The sequence below is a fragment of the Thiogranum sp. genome (genome assembly GCF_058323355.1).
In genome coordinates this window covers 22,168-47,194 of the sequence record NZ_JBTTIO010000020.1, presented here as the reverse complement: position 1 = coordinate 47,194, position 25,027 = coordinate 22,168, and the positions used below count along the sequence as shown (strand labels likewise).

18 protein-coding genes are annotated in these 25,027 nt (G+C 56.2%); 7 read left to right on the top strand and 11 right to left on the bottom strand.

Annotation, left to right across the window (positions count from 1 at the left end):
• Window positions 1-20 precede the first annotated feature (20 nt).
• Complete coding sequence (locus ACW81B_RS03570; protein ID WP_491578838.1) at window positions 21-806, bottom strand: hypothetical protein; 786 nt, start codon at window positions 804-806, stop codon at window positions 21-23.
• An 82-nt stretch (window positions 807-888) separates the two neighbouring features.
• Between ACW81B_RS03570 and ACW81B_RS03565 the strand changes: the two genes are divergently transcribed.
• A complete protein-coding gene (locus ACW81B_RS03565; RefSeq protein ID WP_491578837.1) occupies window positions 889-1,263 on the top strand; it encodes a hypothetical protein in 375 nt (124 codons plus the stop codon).
• Here ACW81B_RS03565 and ACW81B_RS03560 read toward each other — a convergent pair.
• From ACW81B_RS03560 to ACW81B_RS03540, 5 genes are all read right to left on the bottom strand, one after another.
• Window positions 1,248-1,688, bottom strand: a complete 441-nt coding sequence (locus tag ACW81B_RS03560) for an SseB family protein (protein WP_491578836.1) — start codon at window positions 1,686-1,688, stop codon at window positions 1,248-1,250. The genes ACW81B_RS03565 and ACW81B_RS03560 overlap by 16 nt on opposite strands.
• Window positions 1,689-1,848: 160 nt before the next feature.
• A complete protein-coding gene (locus ACW81B_RS03555; RefSeq protein WP_491578835.1) occupies window positions 1,849-3,978 on the bottom strand; it encodes a bifunctional metallophosphatase/5'-nucleotidase in 2,130 nt (709 codons plus the stop codon).
• Between the two features lie 235 nt (window positions 3,979-4,213).
• Complete coding sequence (locus ACW81B_RS03550; RefSeq protein WP_491578834.1) at window positions 4,214-4,852, bottom strand: response regulator; 639 nt, start codon at window positions 4,850-4,852, stop codon at window positions 4,214-4,216.
• A gap of 2 nt (window positions 4,853-4,854) precedes the next feature.
• The gene (locus tag ACW81B_RS03545; protein ID WP_491578833.1) at window positions 4,855-6,588 is read right to left on the bottom strand and encodes a PAS domain S-box protein; all 1,734 of its coding nucleotides are present in this window, start codon (window positions 6,586-6,588) and stop codon (window positions 4,855-4,857) included.
• Window positions 6,588-7,382, bottom strand: a complete 795-nt coding sequence (locus ACW81B_RS03540) for a phosphate/phosphite/phosphonate ABC transporter substrate-binding protein (RefSeq protein WP_491578832.1) — start codon at window positions 7,380-7,382, stop codon at window positions 6,588-6,590. Before ACW81B_RS03540 ends, ACW81B_RS03545 begins: the two co-directional genes overlap by 1 nt.
• Before the next feature lie 235 nt (window positions 7,383-7,617).
• Here ACW81B_RS03540 and merA point away from each other — a divergent pair, with 235 nt between their 5' ends.
• Window positions 7,618-9,063 (top strand): mercury(II) reductase, encoded by a 1,446-nt coding sequence (gene merA / locus ACW81B_RS03535; RefSeq protein ID WP_491578905.1) that lies wholly within the window; start codon window positions 7,618-7,620, stop codon window positions 9,061-9,063.
• Between the two features lie 153 nt (window positions 9,064-9,216).
• Here the strand turns inward: merA and ACW81B_RS03530 are convergent, their stop codons facing one another.
• From ACW81B_RS03530 to ACW81B_RS03510, 5 genes are all read right to left on the bottom strand, one after another.
• Window positions 9,217-10,944, bottom strand: a complete 1,728-nt coding sequence (locus ACW81B_RS03530) for a putative bifunctional diguanylate cyclase/phosphodiesterase (RefSeq protein WP_491578831.1) — start codon at window positions 10,942-10,944, stop codon at window positions 9,217-9,219.
• A 158-nt stretch (window positions 10,945-11,102) separates the two neighbouring features.
• Window positions 11,103-11,717 (bottom strand): ANTAR domain-containing response regulator, encoded by a 615-nt coding sequence (locus ACW81B_RS03525; RefSeq protein ID WP_491578830.1) that lies wholly within the window; start codon window positions 11,715-11,717, stop codon window positions 11,103-11,105.
• A gap of 79 nt (window positions 11,718-11,796) precedes the next feature.
• A complete protein-coding gene (locus ACW81B_RS03520; protein ID WP_491578829.1) occupies window positions 11,797-13,341 on the bottom strand; it encodes a sensor histidine kinase in 1,545 nt (514 codons plus the stop codon).
• Between the two features lie 289 nt (window positions 13,342-13,630).
• The gene (gene nhaD / locus ACW81B_RS03515) at window positions 13,631-15,067 is read right to left on the bottom strand and encodes a sodium:proton antiporter NhaD (protein WP_491578828.1); all 1,437 of its coding nucleotides are present in this window, start codon (window positions 15,065-15,067) and stop codon (window positions 13,631-13,633) included.
• 19 nt (window positions 15,068-15,086) lie between these two features.
• Complete coding sequence (locus tag ACW81B_RS03510; protein ID WP_491578827.1) at window positions 15,087-17,045, bottom strand: SLC13 family permease; 1,959 nt, start codon at window positions 17,043-17,045, stop codon at window positions 15,087-15,089.
• 147 nt (window positions 17,046-17,192) lie between these two features.
• Here ACW81B_RS03510 and ACW81B_RS03505 point away from each other — a divergent pair, with 147 nt between their 5' ends.
• The 5 genes from ACW81B_RS03505 to ACW81B_RS03485 all read left to right on the top strand — a co-directional run bounded on the left by ACW81B_RS03505 (window position 17,193) and on the right by ACW81B_RS03485 (window position 24,590).
• Window positions 17,193-18,047 carry a LysR family transcriptional regulator gene (locus tag ACW81B_RS03505; RefSeq protein WP_491578826.1) on the top strand — a complete coding sequence of 285 codons (855 nt, stop codon included), beginning with the start codon at window positions 17,193-17,195 and terminating at the stop codon, window positions 18,045-18,047.
• A 211-nt stretch (window positions 18,048-18,258) separates the two neighbouring features.
• Window positions 18,259-18,534 (top strand): hypothetical protein, encoded by a 276-nt coding sequence (locus ACW81B_RS03500; RefSeq protein WP_491578825.1) that lies wholly within the window; start codon window positions 18,259-18,261, stop codon window positions 18,532-18,534.
• A gap of 75 nt (window positions 18,535-18,609) precedes the next feature.
• Window positions 18,610-19,902: a TolC family protein gene (locus ACW81B_RS03495; protein WP_491578824.1), complete on the top strand. Its 1,293-nt coding sequence runs from the start codon at window positions 18,610-18,612 to the stop codon at window positions 19,900-19,902.
• Window positions 19,899-21,386, top strand: a complete 1,488-nt coding sequence (locus ACW81B_RS03490) for an efflux RND transporter periplasmic adaptor subunit (protein WP_491578823.1) — start codon at window positions 19,899-19,901, stop codon at window positions 21,384-21,386. The genes ACW81B_RS03495 and ACW81B_RS03490 overlap by 4 nt, the downstream gene beginning before the upstream one ends.
• Window positions 21,387-21,428: 42 nt before the next feature.
• Complete coding sequence (locus ACW81B_RS03485) at window positions 21,429-24,590, top strand: efflux RND transporter permease subunit (protein ID WP_491578822.1); 3,162 nt, start codon at window positions 21,429-21,431, stop codon at window positions 24,588-24,590.
• Window positions 24,591-25,027 lie beyond the last annotated feature (437 nt).

Genomic DNA, 25,027 nt, shown 5'->3' with positions numbered 1-25,027 from the left:
GTTTGACAACAATACTGATATCAGTCGATCCAGCGTATTTCACGTGCGGTTTTCGGGCCAACCACACAGGCCGCCAGTGAACGCGGCATGATGGCATCATGGCTTGCAACCGGAATCCGGCCGGCCATGATTTCGGCATATTTCTGTGGATAGACCGGGTCACGCTCCGGTTCGGCAAAACCATCCGGGTAGAGTGGCTGGTTATTTTGCGGGTCGTACTTGTCGCTGGCGCCCACCGTGTGCAGAAATTCGTGGGCGATAACGACGTTATTGCGCTTCGCCTGTGCAGGGCTGGCAAAGGCATTGACCACACCGATCAATCCCTTCTGAAGCCCCAGTGAATGTCTCAGGCGTTTGTGGGTTTTCGGGTCGTAGTAGACCACAAACATTTGTACATCGGGTTCGGGGCCATCGTAGCTATTGTGTGTCATGGCCCAGTAACGCAGCCTGAGGCTCCACAGCATGATGGAAAGTGTGCTGGCGTTGGCTGGTGGCAGGGGTGGGCGTTCTGTCACTTCTGGCGCCAGCTTGAGGGTTACCGGTTCGACGATACGTACATCGTAGCGGCCGGCTTCACGGGCCAGAAATTTCTCGACAGACTGGAAAGTATCCACTGTCAGGCTTTTGATGTAGCGTGAGGCCGCGGAACTGTCATCGCCATTCACTGGGTATACCGCCACCCACAGGGGCTCGTCCCAGTCCGTGGTGCGCAGTCTGGTCAGCCAGCTGTTCATACCGACAAAAAACAGCACCAGCAAAAGCAGGGTTATGCGAAATTTCCTGAAAAAACCACCCGACGCCATCAAGGGCCCCCGTCCGTGAGCTAATCGTCATCTAATATAGTGGAATCCGGGCGAAAAACTTGAGTTTTCGCTAGAATAGCGGGCTATGTCCAGACCCTTGCTGCTGAGTGTTATCGAACTGGGGGGATACCCCGATTTCCGGCCATTGTACAGAAAAGCCGGCTATGAAGTCCTGACCGAGACACGTATGCGCAAGGCCATGGTTACTATCAGAAAGAAGAAGCCTGCGGTGATTGTTGCAGAATTCAATTTTCAGTCCGACTTCCGGGATCGTACCAGTTCACTGGAGTCCATGATGTCCGTGGTCGAACGTTTGCCGGACACCAGGGTGATCGTGTTCTACGAGAAGGAATACGCGCACCAGTTTGAGTGCCTGCTGGGTGTGTGCAGTTTCTACCGGATGTTTACCTTTCCGGTTCCGGAGGATGAGCTGGCAAACTGTATTCAGTTGCTGGTCTGATCGTCTGTTGAGCGCGCGGTGTTCAGGTGAATCAGTTGTGCGACCATATCTTCATCCAGGTCCAGGCCAACCTCGTGGCCGGGGTTGATGGCGATGCCGATACCGCCACCGACGCGTGACAGTATCCAGCTGACTTCGGCCAGCAGGCCACCGCTATAGCCCGGCACATTGGCGACAAAAGGTTTGGCGCGTTCCGGGCTGGTGAACAGGATCAGCACGGTGTGGCCGTCTTCTGTTTCCAGTGTCAGGGGTTTGGCTTTCGATGAGGCCTGAAAACCCTCGATTTCATTTTTTTCGTCCTCGACCGGCATGAACAGTTGTTCATCCAGCAGGGTCTGCATAAAGCTGTTGCCGTCAAGGCGGCCTTCCTGAAGGGATACCAGACGGGTTTCGAGATCATTGTGTGGAGTAAACGCTTCGCTCATGGTGGCAGATCGCAGTGTAGGTCAGAAAGCGCAGAGTGTGCCTGTTACGGGCGTGTAAATAAACAGGCAGGGTAACAGGGAATAAAAAAGGCGGCGCATTGCTGCGCCGCCTTTAACCCGGTTCTCCCCGGGACCTGCTCAGGCAGTTCCGGTTGCCCGACTAGTCGTTATCAACATTGATTGCACCAACGCCACCAAAGAACGCCGGTCCGGCCCCTTCAGGCGGCTGGATCAGCGTCGGGTCGATCGCGGAAACCGGTGCGGGAACCGGCGGATTGCCTGCAACTCGTGAGTCAACGGTCTGGATACGGCCGGTTGCCACACTGGATGCCGTTACCGTGTTCATCGGCAGGGAATCCAGGTAACGGCGCATCAGGTGAACCGCGTGTACGAAGCGATCCGGCGCCACCTGCTTGACCCGCGGGCCGGTAATGATGCCCGTCGTGTTCAAGGGGCCTACCAGGCTGATACCGCTGGTGTAATCGTCTGCATCGGCCAGTTCAAAGAACTGGTGGTTGGTGCCGCCATTGGTGCGGCACACACGATCCAGTGCATCGCCGTGCGGGAAGCAGGAGGCAAACAGGTAGCGCTTGCTGGGATCCAGTTTCTCGCCACCGATGGTGGTTTCGACGATGCGACGGTCCGAACTGCTGTAGGGGCGGTTGTCCAGATCGATCTTCTGCGTCATGTTGGAAAGACCCACATACCAGCCGCCACGTTGCATGAAGGGGTTGCGGTCAAATACGGCTGTCAGCACCCGCTCAAGATCATTCTCGATAACCTTGCCGGAGAACTCGGCCACTGCAACAGCCGGTGAGATCGGGAACAGCGCAAACAGGTCGCGTAGTGTGATCTGGCCCGGCATGCGTCCATCGTTGTAGGTCTGGCCCGGCGCCACAACATCCGGTGACAGGATGGCGGTGCCAAAGCGGAAACCGTTGGTCATGGAAAGATCCACGCCCGACGGTACCACCTGGTTACTGATCGTAAAGATGGCGTCAGCGATGAAGTTGTTGATTTCATCTTCCAGTACGTTGTCGCGGTGTAACACGGTTTCAGTGAAGCCGACCACCGTGTCCAGGCTTTCGGTCAGCTGCAGGCCACGTACGGTAGTGTCACCGCAGTCGTTGGCCGGGCAGTAACCGCCGGGCATGAAGGTATGACGGACTACCGTGTCACCAATAAACGGTGCCTCGGCTGCATCGACCAGTGCCTTGGTGGCCGGGTCTTCCGCAACATCGTCATCAACCGGAATGGCTTCCCAGCTGAAGCCGGTGACTTCATTACCCCTGATGCTCAGGTCCAGGCGCCCCAGGTACAGGTCTTCATTGGTTTCAACCACGATCGTGGCGTCATCGTCCAGCTGTATGGCATCCCGGCTTGTCGCTGCGCGCACACCGTGTTCGTCAGCGATCAGTGCCTTGAGTGTGGTTTCGTGCGTGTGGGCAGACAACACCACATCCACATCATCGAAACGCTGCCCGATGGCGAGGTTCTGGGAAAGCCCCAGTTCAGACAATACGACGATCACGTCAGCACCGAGGCCCTGGACTTCGTCGATCATGCCGGGCAGCTCTTCGATGCCCTGGGTGAAACGCAGCCCGATACTGAACACGCTGGCCTGCTGGGGAACGATGGATGCGGTAATACCAATGACTGCCACCTGCACGCCATCAACGTCAAACATCTTGTAGGGCGGCAGTACCCGCTTGTTGTGCAGCTGCGGCGGGAGCGGTGCGGTATCCGTGTCATTGTAGACATTGATCGCGATGGTCGGGAAGGTTGCGGCTGTGACACCGGGTCCATCGAACGCATCCGACATGACGCGGATGTTGGCTGGCAGTGGCGGTTTCGGGCCAAAGCTGGCAAAGCGGTTGCGGAATACCGCCGGTCCGTAACCGAACTCCCAGTTACCCGGCGTGTAGGCGTCGATCCCGAAGGTATTGAGCGTCGGCATAATGGCATCGCCAACCGTAAACATAGTTTCTGCCGTGCCGTGGGTGGTGTCACCCACCGCCAGCAGCAGGCTGTTGGGGTTTTCAGCGCGTATTTCGTTGATCAGGGTCTTGGTCTTTGCCAGTCCACCGCCCTGGGTAACATAGCGCTGACCACCGTCCGCTGTCTTGATGATACCGGCGTGTGGTGTCAGGTTGCCGTGTACATCCTGAAGGTGAATGAGCGTGATGCGCTTTTTCTCGTGCGCCTGCGCGACAGACGACAGTCCCGCCAGCGACAGTGCCGAGACCAGCGCGCAAACGCCTGCCCGTTTAATGAAAGTCTGCATAGCCATTTTTTTCTCCTCCGATGGGTTTTTAATGCGTGGCAACGCCAGTGCAGACTAGCGGGGAGGGGGGCGATGGCGGTATAGGGAAAATCCTTAAAAGATGTGAAAGATAACCTGATCACTTATCATATAAAGGTTTAATAATATATTTTAATGCCATGTAATTAAAGAAAATATCTTCATTGCGAGTACCTCACCCTTTCGGGTCGAGGCATCGCAATGACGCTTTTTAACGGATGGGTCAGGGGTCTATTACCCCCAGGCGAATGGCCAGCCGGGTCAGTTCGGCATCATTACTGATACCCAGTTTCTGTTTCACACTGGTGTTGTGGTGTCCGACTGTCTTGGGGCTGAGATTAAGCAGTTTGGCAATTTCATTCACACTCCTGCCATCGGCACGCAGCCGAAAGATCTCAAACTCGCGTGGCGACAGGCCGGCAATCTGCTGATTGTCCCGCGAGGCATGACGCTTGACCAGGAACGGCATCATCTCCTGCCCGATGAACAACTCGCCACGGGCAACACAGCGAACCGCCTCGATCATGACCCGGGAGGCATTGCGTTTGGAGATGTAGCCGAGTACGCCCTGATCCAGTGCCCGGTTCAGGAATATCTCGTTTTCATGCACACTGAACACCAGGATGCGGGCGTTGCGGTCGCGCGCCAGTATGCGCCGGCAGGCATCCAGGCCGCCAATGCCCGGCATGGTGAGATCCATAACGACAACACCTGGCCGGTATTCCATATATAACTGGTAGGCCTGTTCGCCGTCGGTGGCTTCGGCGACCACGTCGATGTCTTCGGTGCTTTCGAACAGGCGGCGGTAGCCTGCACGCACCACTTCGTGATCGTCTGCCAGCAGGACACTTAGCTTGTTCATTGTCACGCTACGGTTTCTTTCGACACAGGAATACAGGTCTCGATCGTCATGCCTTCACCGGGCGCAGAGTGTATGGTAAAGGATCCATTCAGCGCTTCAATGCGTTCCCGCATGCCAATCAGCCCCAGTCCACGGCCACGCATGTCCGGCTCTGTTCCCTTGCCATTATCACTGATAGAAAGCAGAAGGTGAGGGGTATCATCGTCTGCTGTGCAGCCTAAATGAATCACCACTTCACTGGCGTGCGCATGCCGGGCGATATTGGTCAGGCTTTCCTGGACAATACGATACACGCTAATGTTAATCGCTTCTCCCAGGGTGGAGAGTCCCCCGGCGGTAATCAGTTGACAATTGGTGTCCGGGTGGCGATTTCGCCAGGCATCGATTTCCTCCTGCAGCGCCGCGACCAGTCCCAGGTCATCCAGTACGCTGGGGCGCAGTCTTTGCATCATGGAATGTACAACATCGTAGATGCGCGCGGAAACATCCAGGATAGCGCGCGCGCTGGTCTCGATCCTGGTGTCGCGCTGCCGGGAGAGTTCGTGGATGATTTCCGCGTCAGCCTGTATGGCCGTTGTGCATTGTCCCAGTTCATCATGAAGCTCACGCGCCAGGTTGCGGCGTTCCTCTTCCTGAACAGCAAGTGACTTGTGAATCAGGAAACGATTGCCTTCCAGCAGGATTCTGCATTCCTGCTCTGCCTGCTTGCGTTCGGTGATATCGTGCAGGGTCGCGGCAAACAGGGGTTCGCCGTCGATATCGACCTTGCCTGCATACCACTCAAGCGGGAAGCGACTGCCATCCTTGCGCAGTCCGGTGGCTTCAAGGCGGGAAGCAGTGACCGTTGTCCATTCGGACGCAGCGACGTCATTCAGCAGGCGAGTCGTCAGTTCACCGACCAGCTCAGGTTGCGAATACCCGAATAACTGTGTCATGGCCGGGTTGGCCGAGAGGATACGACACTGTGCATCGTAGGTAATCATGCCGTCGATGGATGTTTCCTCGATAACGCGTTCGCGGGCAAGCGTTTCCTGCAAGCGCCGTGTGCGGCGGGAAACTTCTGCCACCATGCGGTTGAAAGCCCGTGCCGTCATGCCAACTTCATCCGCGCTTCCTGCCTCCACCTCGACACTGTAATCACCGGCACCTACACGCTGTGCGGCACTGGCGAGTTTGCCCATGCGGCGCGTCAGGCGCACGCCGAAGAATACAGTAAGGAGGATGGTCAGTATGATTTCCGTGCCAGCGATAACGATGCTGCGAAGTTTCGCCGCCTCGATCGATTGTTGCATCAGATCCAGTGAAAATCCCAGCCTGACCTGGCCCATCAGGTTGCCGCCGATGCGGATGTCGCCGGCCATGTCCAGTGTGCCGTCTGTCACCGACAGGGGGTCGGTTTCAGTCGCCGGCCATTCTTCGACTGGCAAGGTGCCGAGTGACACGACCGGTTGCCGGTCCCTGTTCAGCACCACCAGATAGGTGAGTTCATCATGATTGGCGATGTTGCGCAGGTATTCCTCCAGCGTGGCATAGTCGACCTCGACCAGGTAGCTGCCGGTGGTCGTGGTGATCTGTTCGAGGATACTGTCGGCACTGTCGCGCAGCCGGTCACCGTGCGCCTGCCGGATGACCACGAGATTGCTCCAGACCAGTATCGAGAGCATGACAATTTCAATCAGCACGACACCTACGATAAGTCGTACACGCAAGGAACGAAGTGGAGATACCGGCAGCATCAATCCACCCTGACTGCCCGGGCGATCCAGCCGAGCCTGGCGTATTCCGCCTCACTCGCAGGTACAAAACCCGGCCAGGCCAGATGGGTGAGGAGATCACGTCCTTGCGCAGATTCACCCAGTGTCGTCAGGATCCTGCCAATGCGTTCAGCCATAACCGTGTCGACCCAGGGCGCAATTGCAATCGGCATGTGAGGCACCATGCGGGTTTTGGTGATAACCCGCATCGAGTCACGGATTTCGGGGCTGGCGCGGAGAAACAGCGGGAGTATCAGGGCCGCTGCATCGGTGGCGCCACGGTAGGTAGACAGCAGAGAGGCATTGTGACTCGGTGTCGGGATCAGCTGCAGGTCTGTATCCGGATCAATGCCGGCCGCCTCAAGTTGCGCACGAACCAGAACCGTCGCCAATGCCAGCGGATCTGTGGTGGCCAGGCGGTGGTTGCGCAGATCTTCAACCGTGCCGATGCCACGCTGTCTCGGCGCCACAATAACGGCCTGCATACCGGGGCGATCGACACGCACCAGCGCCCGGTATCCGCGTTCCCTGTGTGCCAGGTAATAGAGGTGTGGCGCAGTAAACAGGATGTCATAGCGTTGCTCGTGCTGAGTGCGCTGCACAAAGGTCTGGAAATCCGGCGCCGTTTCCATGCGAACCTCTATACCGGTCTTACGCGACAGGTAATCGGTCAACGGCGCAAAACGTTTTACCAGCCGTTCAGGGCTGACAATGGGCAGGAAGCCGAAGGTGATGTAAGCAGGTTTTGTGAGAGGGGTTTCTGCATGAACAGGCATAGCGAATTGCAGCCACAACACCGCGATCATGAAGGTGCCAGTTATCCGCCCGGTTGTGCCTGAATTAGCCATAATATGTTGTTGTTTTATGCGCGCAGGTGATTGTACCGGTTTGGCTTGATTGAGTCGTTACTTCATTATTTAACATAATATACATTATGCGTATATTATATTTAATCGCACTCAGACAGCTTGACTCTGTACCTGGGTACGGACATTAGAATCCAGCGTGCTGATGAAAGCCAAAGGACAGTTGAGCCAGGTGAGTGATCAACACACTGAAGAAGCGTTGCATATTGCGATTGTTGGTACTGGTTCGGCGGCTTTCGCAGCAGCGACAAAAGCCGTTGAGGAAGGTGCTCGGGTAACGGTCATCGAAGGGGCCGATGTGATCGGTGGAACCTGTGTCAACATCGGCTGTGTGCCGTCCAAGATCATGATTCGTGCTGCACATATTGTACACCTGCAGGCACACCATGCCTTTGCAGGCATACCGTTGAGCCAGCCGCAGGTTGATCGTGGCGCACTGGTCAGGCAACAGCAGGCCCGTGTTGAGGCGCTGCGGCGCGCCAAATATGAAAGCATTCTGGAGACAAACCCCGGTATTAACCTGGTTCACGGCCGGGCGCGCTTCAGGGACAGAAATACGTTGATGGTGGCCCAGTCCGATGGCAGCGGGAAAACGGTAACAGCCGATCGTATCCTTCTGGCTACGGGTGCCCGCCCTGCTGTTCCGGATATCCCCGGTCTGAAAGAAACACCCTTCTGGACTTCAACAGAAGCCCTTGTTGCCGAGCAGGTTCCCGAACACCTGGTTGTCATCGGTGGTTCAGTGGTTGCGCTTGAACTGGCCCAGGCGTTCCTGCGTCTCGGAGCAAAGGTCACCGTCATGGCGCGCAGCGTGTTTTTGTCGAAGGAAGACCATGCGCTTGGCGAAGGACTTGTCAGGGTATTCGAGGAAGAAGGCGCCAGGGTGTTATTGCATACCCTGCCGGATTCAGTGGAACATAACGGAACACAGTTTGTTCTGTCGTCCGCTGTCGGCGAAATTCAGTGCGACCAGCTGCTGGTGGCAACAGGGCGCAGTCCGAATATTGACCGACTGGATCTCGACAAGGCCGGTGTCGAGACCGATCGCAACGGTGCAATACGGATAGATGATCGCATGCGTACCACGCAAGAACACATTTATGCAGCCGGTGATTGTACCAACCAGCCGCAGTATGTGTATGTTGCCGCGGCCGCCGGCACGCGCGCGGCCATTAACATGACGGGTGGAGATACCGTACTGGACCTGACGGCCATGCCGGCCGTGGTATTTACTGAACCGGCTGTGGCGACTGCGGGCCTGACAGAACAGCAGGCAAACGACCAGGGAATTGAAACCGAATCCCGTACGCTGGATCTTGAGAACGTCCCGCGCGCGCTGGCTAATTTCGATACCCGTGGTTTTATCAGGCTTGTCTCAGAAAAGACCAGCGGCCGCCTGATCGGTTCGCATATCCTGGCCCCGGAGGCTGGTGAAATGATCCAGACAGCGGTACTGGCCATCCGCAACCGGATGACGGTTGCGGATCTTGCCGGGCAGTTGTTCCCTTACCTGACCATGGTTGAAGGAATTAAACTCTGCGCGCAAACGTTCAGCAAGGACGTTACGCAATTGTCCTGCTGTGCAGGTTAGAGAGGCTCTGATTCATTCGAAATCGTCATGCCGGCGCAGGCCGGAATCCAGAACATTCAACACCCTGGATCCCGGCCTGCGCCGGGATGACGAACTAATCAGACCTTCCTTAGGTGTTATTCTGGACGAGTCGTTGTAGGTGTCACGATCACGTCATGGGCGAAAGATTGTGCCACTACTGAGTAATGTGGCCAGTTCATCTCCAGGCAGAGGCCGGCTCCAGAGATAGCCCTGAACAAGGTCGCAGTTTTCAGTTTCCAGAAAGCCCAGCTGTGCGAGCGACTCAACGCCTTCGGCAACAACTTCAAGCCCCAGGTTATGTGCCAGTGCAATAACCGCACGTGTTATGGCGACATCTCCCGGGTCTTCCGGTACACCATGCACAAACGGCTGCGCGAGCTTCAGTGTGTGGACCGGAAAATGTTTTAGATAATTCAGGGAAGAATACCCCGTTCCGAAATCATCAATGGCAAGGCGGAATCCCTTGTCGTTCAGGGTTTTTAATTGCCGGGTCGTGTATTGCTGGTTTTGCATGACAACGCTTTCGGTAATTTCGAGTTCCAGTGCCCGGGGCGGCAGTTTATTTCCCGATACGGCGATTTCAATAATCTCAACTAGGTCGGGGTCCTGGAATTGTAATGCTGACAGGTTTACCGCGACTCGCAGGTTGCTCATGCCGGCATCACGCCAGTTGCGCAGGTCCTGGCATGCCGTGTCGATGACCCACTCCCCTACGGCTGTAATCATGCCGGTTTCTTCGAGCAGGGGTATGAATTCAGCGGGCATCACCAGCCCCAGTTTTTCATTTTCCCAGCGCAGCAAAGCCTCGACGCCAATCACTGCTCCACTAGCGATATCGACCTGTGGCTGGTAATGCAGCCTGAATTCGTTGCGTTCCAGGGCTCTGCGCAGGGCTGACTCCATTTCGAATTGTTGTACAGCATGCACGTTCATATCCGCGGTATAAAACTGGTAACTGTTTGGCCCCAGTTTCTTGGCCCGGTACATGGCAGTTTCTGCATTTCTGAGCAAGGTCGATACGTCTTTCCCGTCCTGCGGGTAGAGGCTGATCCCCAGTGCGACAGAACAGTAAATTTCCCTGTCATCCAGCACGAAGGGTGCCGTAAAAATTTCAAAGAGACCCTGTATCCAGTCAGGTATTCTTCCGGCCATTGTGCCGGCCTCAAGAACGAGAGAGAACACGTCACTGCCGAGGTGGGCGAGAATACAGTTATTGCCTGTCAGTTTCTGCAACCTGTCGCCAAGTTGCTTCAGAATAAAATCCCCCGCCTCATGCCCCAGTGTATCGTTCAGCTTATGAAATCTGTCCAGATCAAGGACAACCAGTACCAGGGAGTTGTTGTATTTGTCCGCCGTAATGATCGCGTGTTCGAAACGTTCTTTCAGCAGGAAACGATTGGGTAATCCCGTCAGGGGGTTGTAGTTAATGATTTTACGGAGCTTGCTGTCAGTGTTGACCTGTTGCGTGATGTCCCTGCCTGTGGATATAAAATGAGTGACCTCCATCGTGTCCTGATCACGGAAAGGGGTGATAATTTTTTCTTCGTAATACAGGGTACCGTCCTTGCGACGATTGATAACGACGTCACTGAACACCTGCCCCGAGCGGAGTGCCTTCCATAACCGCTGGTAGAATGCTGGATCCTGTAAACCGGATTTCAGGATTCGCGGTGTTTTGCCCGTTACTTCATCCTGGTGAAAACCGGTTGCTATTTCAAAGGACTTGTTCACATATTCAATGATGCCATTGGCATCGGTGATCATAACCAGTTCTGCGCTTTGCTCGATCACGCGCAGGAATTTGTACAGATCGATATCGCCGACCGAGCAGCTTGCAGTCATGTTCCGTGTTTCTGGCATATCGGTTTTCCCTGGTGCACAGTGTATATTCCTGTGTTACGCAAACAGGTTGTGTCTTGTTGATAAGCGGGCTGGGATGAGGCCCCTGGAAGGTTCCCCGCAGTGATCGGGCGGGCGAATATTGCTATTTACGGCAGAACGTGCATTTTTTCATGTTTCTAGGGCTGGTGTATTTTGAGAACAGGATTTAACGATGCATCATTAAGCGTATTCTCGGCGCAAACCAGTTCACGGGCAACTTCGGCCAGTTTTCTCTGTTGTGATCGCGCGTGCATTCTCAGCACCTGAAAAGCATCTTTCCCGGTCAGCCGGTAGCGCTCCATCAGTATACCGACGGCCTTGCTGGTATTCCTGTCGCTTTCCAGGGCATAGCGCAGGTTGTGCTCGCTTTCCTTCAGCTGGCTGATTTCCCTGGAACGTTTCAGGGCGGCCTCTATCGCAGGAATGATCTCTTCTATATCGATGGGTTTGATCAGATAACCGAGCGCACCATTGTCCACCATAGCCTCGACGAGTGCTGTGTCGGAGTAGGCTGTCAGAACCAGGAAAGGAATATTTCTTGCATTGAGTATGGATGATACGTCTGTACCTGAAATATCCGGCATGCGGATATCCAGGATGACAAGCTCAAACTCCTCTTTCTCGATCAACGCGAGAGCCTCCTTTCCTCCCGTTGCCGACGTTATACCATAGCCGGCTTTTTCCAGACCACTGGATAGCGTTGCCAGTACCAGACGGTCATCGTCAACAATCAGTATCTTTGTATTGCTCATATTTTCAGTTTTTCCTCCTGATTATATTTCACTTGTGATGGTGTGTTTCTGTCAACCTGCATAGCAGGCAGTTGAAGTATCACTTTATTGTTGTTTGTTCAAAAACAGGCGGTCGATCATCCGGGCAGGCGGGCATGATAATGGGCGCCGTGAGTTCAAGCCTGGCTCTTACCCGGTTGAGCTTGTCCACGTAGCGAATATCCAGGCTTGCGCCATCGTGCGGCAGCAGCGAGCGGACCAGTTCCAGCCCGGTACCCAGTCCTTTACCGCTCGCTATATCGATATCCTTCAGGGTTGATGTTGTTGAATTACTGATCTCGATCATGCCCCTGTCGTGTTGTGTGGTGAATGCAACATGGGTGTGGATGTCATTATAACCCTGTTGCGCATGCTTGATGGCATTGGTCAGCAATTCGTTCAGGATCAGTGCCACCGGGACAGCTTCTTCCGGCAGGATCTTCAAGGGTGGATCGACTTCCGCTTCCAGCTTCAGGTCGATGGATTTCCCCTGAACGTTCCTCACCGCATGCACGATAGCTTCGACGATCTCGCACAGATAAATTTCGCCGTTTTCCCCCTGGCTCTGCAGGCCGTGTATGATCGCGATCGAACGAACCCTGGCGATGGCATTTTCCATGATGCTCTCCAGGGCAGGATGCTCACCAAGTTCCTGGCGCAGCAGCCCCAGAATCCCCTGCAGGTTATTTTTGATGCGATGATGCACTTCGCGGACCAGCGCTTCGCGTTGCCGGTATTCCCTTTGCTGATGGCGTGCCTGTTCATTGCGCTGATCGGTAATATCCTCCGCCAGTCCGGCAACCCGGAATACTTTACCCTTTTTATCGCGAACCGGGAAGGCATTGACTCTGATCCAGCGCTCTGAACCGTCCTGTCGGACAATCCGGTGTTCATGGCGGCAGAGAGTGTCCTCTTCGATACACTGGCGGATGGCCTCCTCTACACCATCGCGATCTTCGGGGTGTACCGTTTGCACAAACTGTTCGTGACCCGGTTTTGTATCTGCGGGTAGCCCGAACAGCGGAGCATGTGTGTCTGACCAGCGCAGCTCACCGGTCCTGATATTCCAGTCCCACATCCCGATGTTGCTCAGCTTCTCTGTCAGGGCCAGTCTGTCGTTGATCTCATTCAGCCTGTGTTCCAGTCTGCGATGTTCAAGGTGTTCGCCAAGTATGAGCGCCAGCGTTCCCAGCAGATGTATTGTCGCACCGGGCCAGGCGCCGTCTGCCTCCGCAGCCTCGATGCCCAGGCAGGCAGTACAACGATCGCGCTGGGTCACAGGAATGAGCAGCAGCATTCCCGCAACGCCCGGTAACTGAATGGAGTCCTGGCCTGACGTCACAACGGTTTCCCAGTCTCTCGATGCAATGATATCGCTCAGTGCCCGGGAGGGTTCGACGCCACCCCTGCAGGCGCCTTCTGAAGAATGCCATTCCTGGTAGCCATCGAAAGGATACAAATTGAAAAAACAGGCCCGACTGGCGCCGAGCGTCACAACAAGATGCTGCAAAAGACGGGAGATAGCGTCGGGTGAGCCGTCCGAACCCAGTACATGCTCGGTAAGCTGTCTGAATAGCGCAGAGGTGTTTTCGCAGCACTGATACAAGAAATCGTCTCCTCGTCCCTGTTTCAGCCGAGGCGAATTCCTTTTTCAGCCTGTCTGGAGCTCGAAATACTCCACGCGTGCCGTTTGCAGCACGGTCTCGAGTGAAAGACCCGATAGATATTATGTAGTGAAGCTCTGATTCATTCGAAATCGTCATCCTGGTGCAGGCCGGGATGACGAACGCCGGGATGATGAATCAATCAGACTTTGCGTAGATAGTACTAGGGGGGTCAGGCCATGTAAATACTTACCCAGCCGTTAACACCAGCACAGGCCGCTGTCCATCGCCTCAGAAATACGCCGCGTTTACCCACATATGCACCCAGATGCTCGCCGCATAACCGAGCGCGATAACCGGCGTCCATTTCAGGTGACCAAAGAAGGTGTATTTGCCTCGCGCCTGTCCCATCAGCGCCACGCCGGCGGCCGAACCGATGGACAGCAGCGAACCACCCACACCGGCGGTCAATGTTACCAGCAGCCACTGCCCGGTCGACATGTCCGGACTCATCGTCAACACCGCAAACATCACCGGGATGTTATCGACGATGGCGGACAGGATGCCGACGGCGATGTTGGCGCTGGTTGCCCCCCATTCGTTGTACATGATTTCAGACGCCATACCCAGGTAACCGAGAAAACCCAGGCCACCTACACACAGCACTACGCCGTAGAAGAACAGCAACGTGTCCCACTCGGCGCGCGCGACCCTGCTGAATACGTCAAAAGGCACAACATCGCCAAGCTGACCGTTGTGCACCTGTTCGGTTGCCCGGCTTTCAATGCGTTTGTAGTGGGTCTTCTTGAGATAGAAACCAAAAAACTGCAGGTAACCCAGACCGGTCAGCATGCCGATAACCGGTGGCAGCCCGAGGAAGTTATGGAAGCTGACGGCGGTAATAATCGTAAGCAGGAACAGTGCGATAATCCGCCGGGCGCCACGGTACATGTTTATGATTTCACCGGAGGCCACGGGCTGCTCGCGCGGAATGGCAAAATGCATAATGGAAGCAGGCACCACGAAATTCACGACAGCAGGAATAAACAGCGCAAAGAAGGTCCAGAAATCCACCATGCCTTTCTGCCAGACCATCAGCGTGGTGATGTCGCCAAACGGACTGAAAGCACCGCCGGCATTTGCGGCGACGACAATATTGATACAGGCCAGTGTCACAAAGCGCAGGTTGTCGCCACCGACGGAAAGCACCACAGCACACATCAGCAAGGCCGTGGTCAGGTTGTCTGCCACCGGTGAAATAAAGAACGCCAGCACGCCGGTCATCCAGAATAACTGACGGAAACCAAACCCCTTGCGGACCAGCCAGGCACGTAGCGAATCAAACACAAGGCGTTCTTCCATGGCGTTGATATAGGTCATTGCCACCAGCAGGAACAGCATCAACTCGGCGTATTCCAGCAGGTTGTGGCGAACCGCATCTTCCGCCATTTCCGACATGCCGTGGCTGGTGTAAACCCAGCCGATAATGCCCCAGATCAGGCCTGCGGCAATGATAACCGGCTTGGATTTGCGCAGGTGCAGGAATTCCTCGCCGATGACCAGCGCATAGGCAAACACGAAGATGACCAGTGCCGCGTAGCCAATGGCGCTGCTGGTCAGGTCCAGGCGTGCGTGTGTACCCCCCTCCCCGGCACTGGCCAGTACCAATGCAGGCAGCAGTGTGAACAGTGTGGTGAGGAATACAGTGCAGACAGTTCGACGGGACATCCGTTTTTCCTTTTCTATACTAGAAGACAAGGTTCATCATGACCATGGAGACGATCAGGAACAGAATGGTCATGATACCACCGGCGCGAACGAAGTCCGGTACACGGTAGCCGCCCGGCCCCATGATCAGTGCATTCACCTGGTGGGTCGGAATAAGGAAAGAGTTGGATGTCGCAATGGCGACTGTCAGGGCAAACAGTGCCGGGTCTGCGCCGACGCCGATGGCGATATTCACAGCCAGAGGCACCAGCAATACCGTGGCACCCACATTGGACATGACCAGCGTAAAAAAGGTGGCCAGTGCGGCAACAGCTGTCTGGATAACCCAGATCGGCATGTCGCCGACAACAGACAGCGTTTGCTCTGCAATCCACTTGGCAGTGCCCGACGTCTCAACGGCCAGGCCGAGCGGAATCAGGCTGGCGAGCAGAAACACGGTTTTCCAGGACACGGCCTCATAGGCTTCCTCGATCTTGATGACGCCGGACAGAATCATACCCACCGCGCCGGTCAGCAGGGCTATCGACAGACGCAGGTCTGTAAACAGAACCAGCGTCAGGGCGATGGCAAAGAACAGGCCGGCCCAGCCGACCTTTTGCGGACGTACATCTTCGTGAGGATATTCGGTTGTCACAATAACGAAGTTGCGGTCTTTCTCGAGACGCGCCAGTGCATTCCAGGCCGTGTGTACCACCAGCGTATCGCCGGCTTCAAAGGGCAGCTCGCGGATGTTATCACCTTCGCGCAGGGTTTCACCGTTACGGTGCAGCGCCACCAGCGCCAGGCCATAGGTTTTGCGCATCCATATATCGCGCGCGCTCTTGCCGATCAGCTGGGAGCCCGGCGGGATAACAATTTCTGCAATACCGGCCTTGGCCGATGACAGTGATTCTGTGAAAGTGCGCAACTCATTGCGCAATTTCAGGCCGTACTTCTCAACAAAATTCTTGATATTCTTTTCCGCGGCCACAATACCCAGCACCATGCCGGGTTCGATCCTGGTGTCACGCGCCAGGCCGTTCGGGCCAACCAGGCTTTCCTGTCCGGAGCGTTTGCTGGCAATAATGCGGATACGGTAGGAAGACTCGACGTCATCGAGTTGTTTGCCCACCAGCGGACTGTCTTCTGGCACTACAATTTCGAACAACTCGTAGTTGATACCGTAGACGTCCTTGAAATAGTCCATGGTGTTGGCGGCTTTGGTGCCATTGTCGGTCTGGGTTACCGGCAGTACGAAACGGCCTGCAATCACGAAATAAAGGATACCCGTGACAACCAGCGCCAGGCCGACAGGTGTGACCGAGAACAGTGACCAGACTTCCATTTGCTGATCGGCAGGCAGGGCTTCGTTGGATGTCAGGATCAGGTCGTTGAGCAGGATCAGCGGGGATGAACCGACCATGGTGACTGTGCCGCCAAGAATCGCGCAGAAGCCCATGGGCATCAGCAGACGTGACAGCGGCAAACCGGAACGCGCGGAGATACGGCTGACCACCGGCAGGAACAGCGCTGCGGCGCCAACATTCTGCATGAACGAGGAGATGATGCCCACAGTACTGGAAATGATCGGGATGATGCGCGTCTCGGTGGTGCCACCTACTTTCAGTATAAAGGTGGCGACCTTGCTCATCAGGCCGGTCCGGTCCAGCCCGGCGCCAATGATCATGACGGCAATGATCGACATGACCGCGTTACTGGCGAAACCATTGAATATTTTCTGGGTATCGACCAGGCCCTGCTCAAGTCCCATGACGGGCGCGAACAGCGAGGTCAGTCCCAACAGCACCAGGACACTCAACGCGGCAACATCAACACCGACGACTTCAAACACAAATAAATAGATGGTGAGAACCAGCAGACCGGTCACCCAGGCAATTTCAATGCTGGGCGTTACGCTGGTCAGTCCCAGTGCAAGTGCCAGGAAGATCACGGCTGCAATCGCCTGTCGGCGCGTGAATGTCGATTTGTTTTCAGTCATAACAGTTGCTTACCGAATCTTCTTGATGCGGCACCTTGTTAATATTTTGTGAAGCCCCCGAAGGGAGGCGCGCATGCTATCCAACTCCCTGTATACTGAGAAGCGAATTTAACTGGCCGGTTTGAACAAAATTATTGCACACAGCCTATGGATCTGGAACAGCTTAAAACCTTTCTCGAAGTGGGCCGCATGCGAAATTTCCGCAAGGCGGCGGAAAACCTGTACGTCTCCCCTTCTGCCGTCAGCGCCCGTGTCCGACAACTGGAGCACACGCTGGGTCTGTCGCTGTTTCGCCGCGACCGGCAGAAAGTCAGCCTGACCCCTGCCGGTGAGCGTTTCGAGCGACATGCGCGTTTTATTGTAGGCGCGTGGGAGCGCGCGCATGAAGAAATCGCACTCAGCGAACAGGTAAACAAACGACTGATCATCGGCGGACTGGCCAGCCTGTGGGAAATTTACCTGCAGGACTGGTTGAATGAAATCCACTGCAGTGCCCCGCTGATCGGGTTACGTGCCGAGTCTGCCTCCTCGAAACGTATTGTGCAGAAACTCGAACAGGGCGTCATTGACCTGGGGTTTTTATTCGAGCCACCGCGACTGCGTGACATGATCGTTCAGGAAGTGCGTGATGTAACCATGGTGATGGTGTCGACCGAACGGGACATGCCGGTGGATCGCGCACTGGCTGAAGGTTATATCCGGGTTGACTGGGGGACATCGTTCACCAGCCTGCACGAAAGTTATTTCCCGCAACGGCCTATTGCTGCGGTACGCGCTAACGTGGGCAGTATCGCGCTGGGGCTCATCGAGAGTTGTGGTGGCTCTGCCTACCTGCCGACAACACTGGTGGCAGCCGATATTGCGGCGGGCAAATTGTGGCGTGTGCCCGAAGCCCCGGAAATTTCACTCAAGAGTTATGCCGTGTTTCCTCTTCATGGCGAACACCGCGCACTGATCGACCAGCTGCTACAGAGATTCCCTGCCACGCCTTCTGCATCGTGAGTGGATGCAGTTTTCCTGATCCCGGCCGATCAAGCGAATATGAACTTAACGGAATTTAGCGGGTCACACTTTCCGTGTGCCCTGACATCACCTATACTATGACGCCATGTTGAGCCGTAACCTTTTGTCTTTGTTGATTTCCCTGCTGCTGACGCTGTCGCCGTTCGCTGCTCTGGACGTGGCAGCATCAGTTGCCGGCCCGGGAGATTGCATGACGATGGTCAGGGACAACGGCAATGCAGTCGGGGATGTTCAATATGTTCATACCGCAGACAACCCGGCCATGTCCGATTGTGCACATTGCAGGGACGACAGCTGTGATGATCACAACTGCGCCAGTCATGACTGCTCGACGGGTCACGGTTTGTCACTGATCCAGCCATCTGCGCTGGAGGTGCTGGATTATGACAGCGCAAACCACACCGCCGGCCTGAGTGCCGGTCTGTTGTCACACAGTACACCCCCTCCGCTTCGCCCCCCTGTATAGTCGTTCCCTGATCGTAATCTGATGCACGCGCACGCGCGTTGTGTATTGTTTTGACTCACTTTGGGAGCTACCGGCATGTTTGTGTGTCGTTTCAAGAAAACGCTACTGTTGTTTACACTGTGGCTGTTCGCAGGCAGTTTGCAGGCTGCATCTGTCCTGACCCTCGCCGAGGCTGAACAACTGGCGCTGGCGGAAGACCCGGCCGTCATCTCCAGCCGGGCGCGCGCCGAAGCACTGCGCGAGCAGGCGGTTGCCGCCGGCCAGTTACCGGATCCAAAACTGGTGCTGGGTATGTGGAATGTGCCGGTGGACGATTTCAGTATCAGCCGTGAGCCGACTACTCAGCTGCGTACCGGTATTCGCCAGGCATTTCCACGCGGAAACTCACTGGAATACCGCCAGCGCAGTACCGAGTGGATGGGCAGGGCGGAAGACGCCATGACGCAGAACACCCGGCTGGAGATACAACGCGATGTCCGCCAGGCCTGGCTGGAGTTGTTCTACCAGCAGCGCGCCGCCGGGATTGTGGAACAGTCGCGCGACCTGTTCAGGCAGCTGGTCGAAATCACGCGCTCGCACTTTGCCAGCGGACGTGTCAGCCAGCAGGACGTTTTGCAGGCGCAGCTGGAGCTGTCCCGCCTCGATGACCGTGCCACCCGTATCCGGAAACAGGCTGATATACAGCGTGCCAGGCTCGGTCGCTGGCTGGGCGAACGCGCCTGGTCACCCATCGATGAAAGCTTCCCGCGTCTGCCTGCCCTGCCCGACCGGGAACAGCTTCAGGCCGGACTCATATCGCACCCCGCGATTGCGGCAGCCAGTGCGCGTGTAGCGTCACAACAACAGATGGTCAAGGTGGCGCGTGAACAATACAAGCCGGGTTTCAATGTCGGTGTCGAGTACCGCAAACGTTTCGGTGACAACCCGGACGGCAGTTCACGCGATGACATGATGGCCGCCATGGTGACGCTGGATCTGCCCCTGTTCACAGAAAAGCGGCAGGACAAACAGCTGGCCGCCCGTCAGTCACTGGCCGACGCTGCCATACAGGCACGCGAACGGCGTCTGCGTGAGTTACGGCGCATGCTGGATGCTGAATATGCCCGCTGGAAACGGTTGGGTGAACTGGAAGTCCTGTACCGCGAAAAGCTGCTGCGTGAGTCGCACGATAATGCTGACGCGGCACTGTCGTCCTACCAGAACGGCATCAACGAATTCACCACCCTGATGCGGGCGCGACTGATGGAACTGGACGTGCGCCTGCAGGATATCCGTATTCGCGTCGATCGTGCAAAAGCTGCAGCAGGCCTGCTGTTTCTTGTCGCCAAAAACGCCGACGCCATGAACAACCCGGGAGAGAATCCATGAATCTGTTTAATTCGTCATGCCGGCGCAGGCCGGCATCCAGTGTACTGAATAGCATAGATGGCGGCATGGGCTTGTTCTGGCTTGCACTGTTTGCAGCAACACTTGCCTCAGCCCTGACGTCAATGCCGGTTTCGGCCGGGGAAGACAAGGAGATTCTTTACTGGGTGGCGCCGATGGACCCCAACTACCGCCGCGACAAGCCCGGCAAGTCACCCATGGGCATGGACCTGGTTCCGGTCTATGCAGACGACGGGAACGAGGGCGATATTGTCAGGATCAACCCGGTCATGGTACAGAACCTCGGTGTCAGAACCGCCGAGGTCAAGCGTGGAAAACTCTGGCGCCTGATCGAGGCGGTGGGTTATGTCGCGTTCGACGAGCGCAAACTCAGTCATGTCCACCTGCGCACCGATGGCTGGATCGACAAGCTCACCATCAAGTCCAACGGTGAGCGTGTCAAAAAAGGCGATGTGCTGTTTGAGCTGTACTCCCGTGAACTGGTCAACGCACAGGAAGAGTACATTCAGTCATTACGTGGCAGTAATGATTACCTGAGACGTGCTTCAAGGGAACGCCTGGAAGCACTGGGTATGAGCAGACAGCAAATCCGCGAAGTCGCGAAGCAACGTCGTGCCTTCCAGCAGGTTCGCATACTGGCCAGCCAGGACGGTATCGTGCATAACCTCAATGTGCGTGAAGGCATGTACGTCAAACCCAGCACGGAAGTGATGACACTGGCCGACCTGTCCTCGATATGGCTGCTGGTCGATGTCTTTGAACGCCAGTCAGACTGGGTGGCTGCCGGTCAGCCGGCCGAAGTGCGGCTGGGTTATCTTCCCGGCCGCACCTGGGAGGGCAATGTCGAGTTTGTTTATCCCACCATTGATCCCAGGACCCGCACCCTGCAGGCGCGGTTGCGCTTCGACAACCCGGGTGAAATGCTCAAACCGGACATGTACGCCGATGTGCGCATTTATGCCGGCCCGAAAGACAATGTGCTGAGTATTCCGCGTGAGGCCCTGATCAAGGGCAGCGATGCACAGCGTGTGGTGCTTTCGCTGGGCGACGGGCGTTTCCGCGCCGTGCCGGTTGTTGCCGGTATGGAAAGTGGCGAATGGGTGGAAATTCTCGAAGGCCTGAAGGAAGGCGAGAAGGTGGTGACCTCCGCTCAGTTCCTGATCGATTCCGAAGCCAGCCTGCGCGCCAGCTTCAGCCGCATGGGCTCGGATGACAACGATAACAGTGCCGTCGAGGGACCCGCTATGGGCATGGGAGTGGTCAACGAGATCTTTGCCGACGAGCGTCGACTGAATATTTCCCATGAACCGATAGAGGCGCTCGGGTGGCCCGAAATGACGATGGACTTCAACCTGAACGATAACGCCAGCCTGGAGGGTCTTTCACCCGGGTCGAAGGTGCACTTCATGCTGAAGAAAGACGATCAGGGGAACTACACCATCGATTCGATCAGCGTCGTTGAATAAGCACGACGCCATGACGACACAATCACTCAAGAGACTTGGCTCATGATTGCAAATATCATTCACTGGTCGGTCAGGAACCGTTTCCTGGTGTTGCTGATGACGCTGGGCCTGGTGGCCTGGGGCAGTTATTCACTGAAGAACACACCACTGGACGCTCTGCCCGATCTGTCTGACGTGCAGGTCATCATCAAGACCAGCTTCCCCGGCCAGGCGCCACAGGTGGTGGAAGACCAGGTCACCTATCCGCTGACGACCACCATGCTGTCGGTACCCAAGGCAACCACGGTGCGCGGTTATTCCTTCTTCGGGGATTCCTTCGTGTACATCCTGTTCGAGGATGGCACCGACCTGTACTGGGCGCGTTCCCGTGTACTGGAGTATCTCAGCCAGGTGCAAAGCCGTTTGCCCGCCAATGCCACAACGGCACTGGGGCCGGATGCCACGGGTGTCGGCTGGGTGTATGAATACGCCCTGGTCGACCGGACCGGGCAGCATGATCTTTCCCAGTTGCGCAGCATCCAGGACTGGTTCCTGAAATATGAATTACAGACCGTTCCCGGGGTTTCCGAGGTCGCAACCATCGGCGGCATGGTCAAGCAGTACCAGGTTGTTGTCGACCCGGATCGCCTGCGCGCCTACGGTATCTCGCTCGACAAGGTAAAACGCGCTATTCAACGCGGCAACCAGGAAGTCGGTGGCTCGGTTATCGAAATGGCGGAAGCCGAGTACATGGTGCGCGCCACTGGATACATCCAGGGGCTTGAACAGCTTCGCGAGATCCCGCTGGGCATGAATGCCAACGGCACACCGGTATTGCTGGAAGATATTGCCGAGATCCGCCTTGGCCCGCAAATGCGCCGTGGTATCGCCGAACTGGATGGTGAAGGTGAAGTGGTTGGCGGCGTGATTATCATGCGCTGGGGTGAGAATGCGCTGACGACGATTGAAGGTGTGAAGCAAAAACTGAAAACCCTGCAGGCCAGCCTGCCGGACGGTGTCGAGATTGTCCCGACCTATGACCGATCCGGCCTGATTGAACGCGCCATCGATACCCTGAAGGAAAAACTGGTCGAGGAATTTATCGTTGTCACCCTGGTGTGTGCGATATTCCTGTTCCACATCCGTTCAGCGCTGGTGGTGTTGCTCAGCCTTCCCGTCGGCATCCTGGTGGCTTTCATCGTTATGCATATGCAGGGGATCAATGCCAACATCATGTCGCTGGGGGGTATCGCTATTGCGATTGGCGCCATGGTGGATGCGGCCATCGTCATGATCGAGAACATGCATAAACACATGGAGAACGAAACGATAACGGAGGAGAACCGTTGGGAGATTGTCGCCAAGGCGGCGGCCGAGGTCGGCCCCGCACTGTTCTTCTCACTGCTGATTATCACGCTGAGCTTCCTGCCGGTGTTCACCCTGGAAGCCCAGGAGGGTCGCATGTTTGCGCCACTGGCCTTCACCAAGACCTATGCCATGGCAGCGGCAGCCGGCCTGTCGATCACGCTGGTGCCCGTGCTCATGGGGTATTTCATTCGCGGCAAGATCATTGCCGAGGATAAGAACCCGGTAAACCGGCTCCTGATCGCCGGTTACCGCCCGGTCATCGACAAGGTGCTTGCCATGCCGAAGACCATCGTGCTGGTTTCCACCCTGGCGGCCGCCTCCATGCTGTGGCCGCTGACGGGGCTGTGGCCGCTGGAAGACGGCCTGGGGTCCGAATTCATGCCCGACCTCAATGAGGGGGACTTGCTGTATATGCCGAGTACCTTCCCGGCCGTTTCCATTGGCAAGGCACAGGAAATCATCCAGCAGACCAATAAACTCATTGCCACCGTTCCCGAGGTCAAGCGGGTATTCGGCAAGGTCGGGCGTGCCGAGTCGGCGACTGACCCGGCGCCGCTGACCATGATCGAAACCACCATCCAGCTCAAGCCGCTGGATGAATGGCGAGAAGGCATGACCATGGACAAGCTGCGTCGTGAGCTGGACGCATTGGTGAAAGTTCCCGGCATGAGCAACGCCTGGGTCATGCCGATCAAGAACCGTATCGATATGCTGGCAACCGGTATCAAGACACCGGTCGGTATCAAGGTGGCAGGCCCCGATCTGGCGGTGATCCAGGAGATCGGCAAGGATATCGAGCGTATCCTGACGCCTGTGCCAGGCACCATATCGGTATTTTCCGAACGCGTGGTGGGTGGCCGTTACGTGCTGGTGGACATCAACCGTACAGCCGCCTCGCGTTACGGACTCAATATCGCCGACGTGCAGCAGATTGTCAGTACTGCCGTGGGTGGCATGAATGTGACCGAGAGTATCGAGGGCCTGGAACGCTACCCGGTCAACCTGCGTTACCCGCGCTCGGTCCGCGATTCCGAGGTCAAGCTGGCGGAACTGCCCATACGCACACCGGAAGGTGCCCAGATAACGCTGGGTGATGTCGCGGACGTTAAAATTGTTGGCGGCCCGGGTGTCATAAAGAGTGAGAATGCCCGGCTCAATGGCTGGATTTATATCGACATCCAGGATCGTGATCTGGGGTCCTATGTCAAGGAGGCCAAACAGGTCGTTGCCGAGCAGCTCGACCTGCCGGCCGGTTACTCACTCAACTGGTCCGGGCAGTACGAGTTCATGGAGCGTGCCAAACAGAAACTGGCCACCGTCATCCCCGTCACGCTGGGTATTATCGTGTTACTGCTGTACCTGAACTTCCAGCGCTTCACCGAGGTGTTGATTATCCTCGGCACACTGCCTTTGGCGCTGGTTGGCGGCATCTGGCTGTTGTATTTCCTGAATTACGATATTTCGGTTGCAGTTGGCGTAGGTTTTATTGCGCTTGCCGGTGTATCGGTGGAGATTGGCGTCATCATGCTGGTCTACCTGAACCAGGCCTATCGGCGTCACCAGGAAGTGGCATGGCGCGAACAGCGATCTGTCGATATGAAGGAGCTGCGCGAGGCAATCATTGAAGGTGCACTGATGCGTGTACGCCCCATTATGATGACCGTGGCCGCGATCATCGCCGGTCTGCTGCCGATCATGCTCGGTACCGGCACCGGATCGGAAGTCATGCGCCGTATTGCAGCCCCCATGGTTGGCGGCATGATCAGTGCCACGATCCTGACATTATTGATCATACCCGCCGCCTTCATGATCTGGCGTGGCTACCAGATTCGATCGGGCAGGATCTCCCGCGATTGATCTGTGCATGGAATGGCACTAAGTTAAGTCGAAATCACCACTGTCATCCCGGCGCAGGCCGGGATCCAGGCGGTTTGATCAAGCTTCCTGGATTCCCGCCTGCGCGGGAATGACGGGATTTAAGGCTTAACCTGGTGCCATTCATCTGTGCTGTGGATCTGCAGCATACTGGCGCCAGGGGCCTGCCCTGGTGCCTGCTGCGAACCAGCACGCAGGAAATTGATTCAGGTCAAGGCACCCTGTAGCGCAGTCCAATAGCCTGACCCCCGGTTGTAGAATGTTACGGGTTGGTTCAGAGTGTAGCCATGCGGAATCTTTTAAACTGGTTGGTGATTATCGCGCTGTCGGCATCTCCGCTGTCGCTGATGCATGCCGCCTTCGCTGGCAACTGCGAGCGCAGTGAATCCGTATCCCCGACCACTCAGGGAAGTCACGCA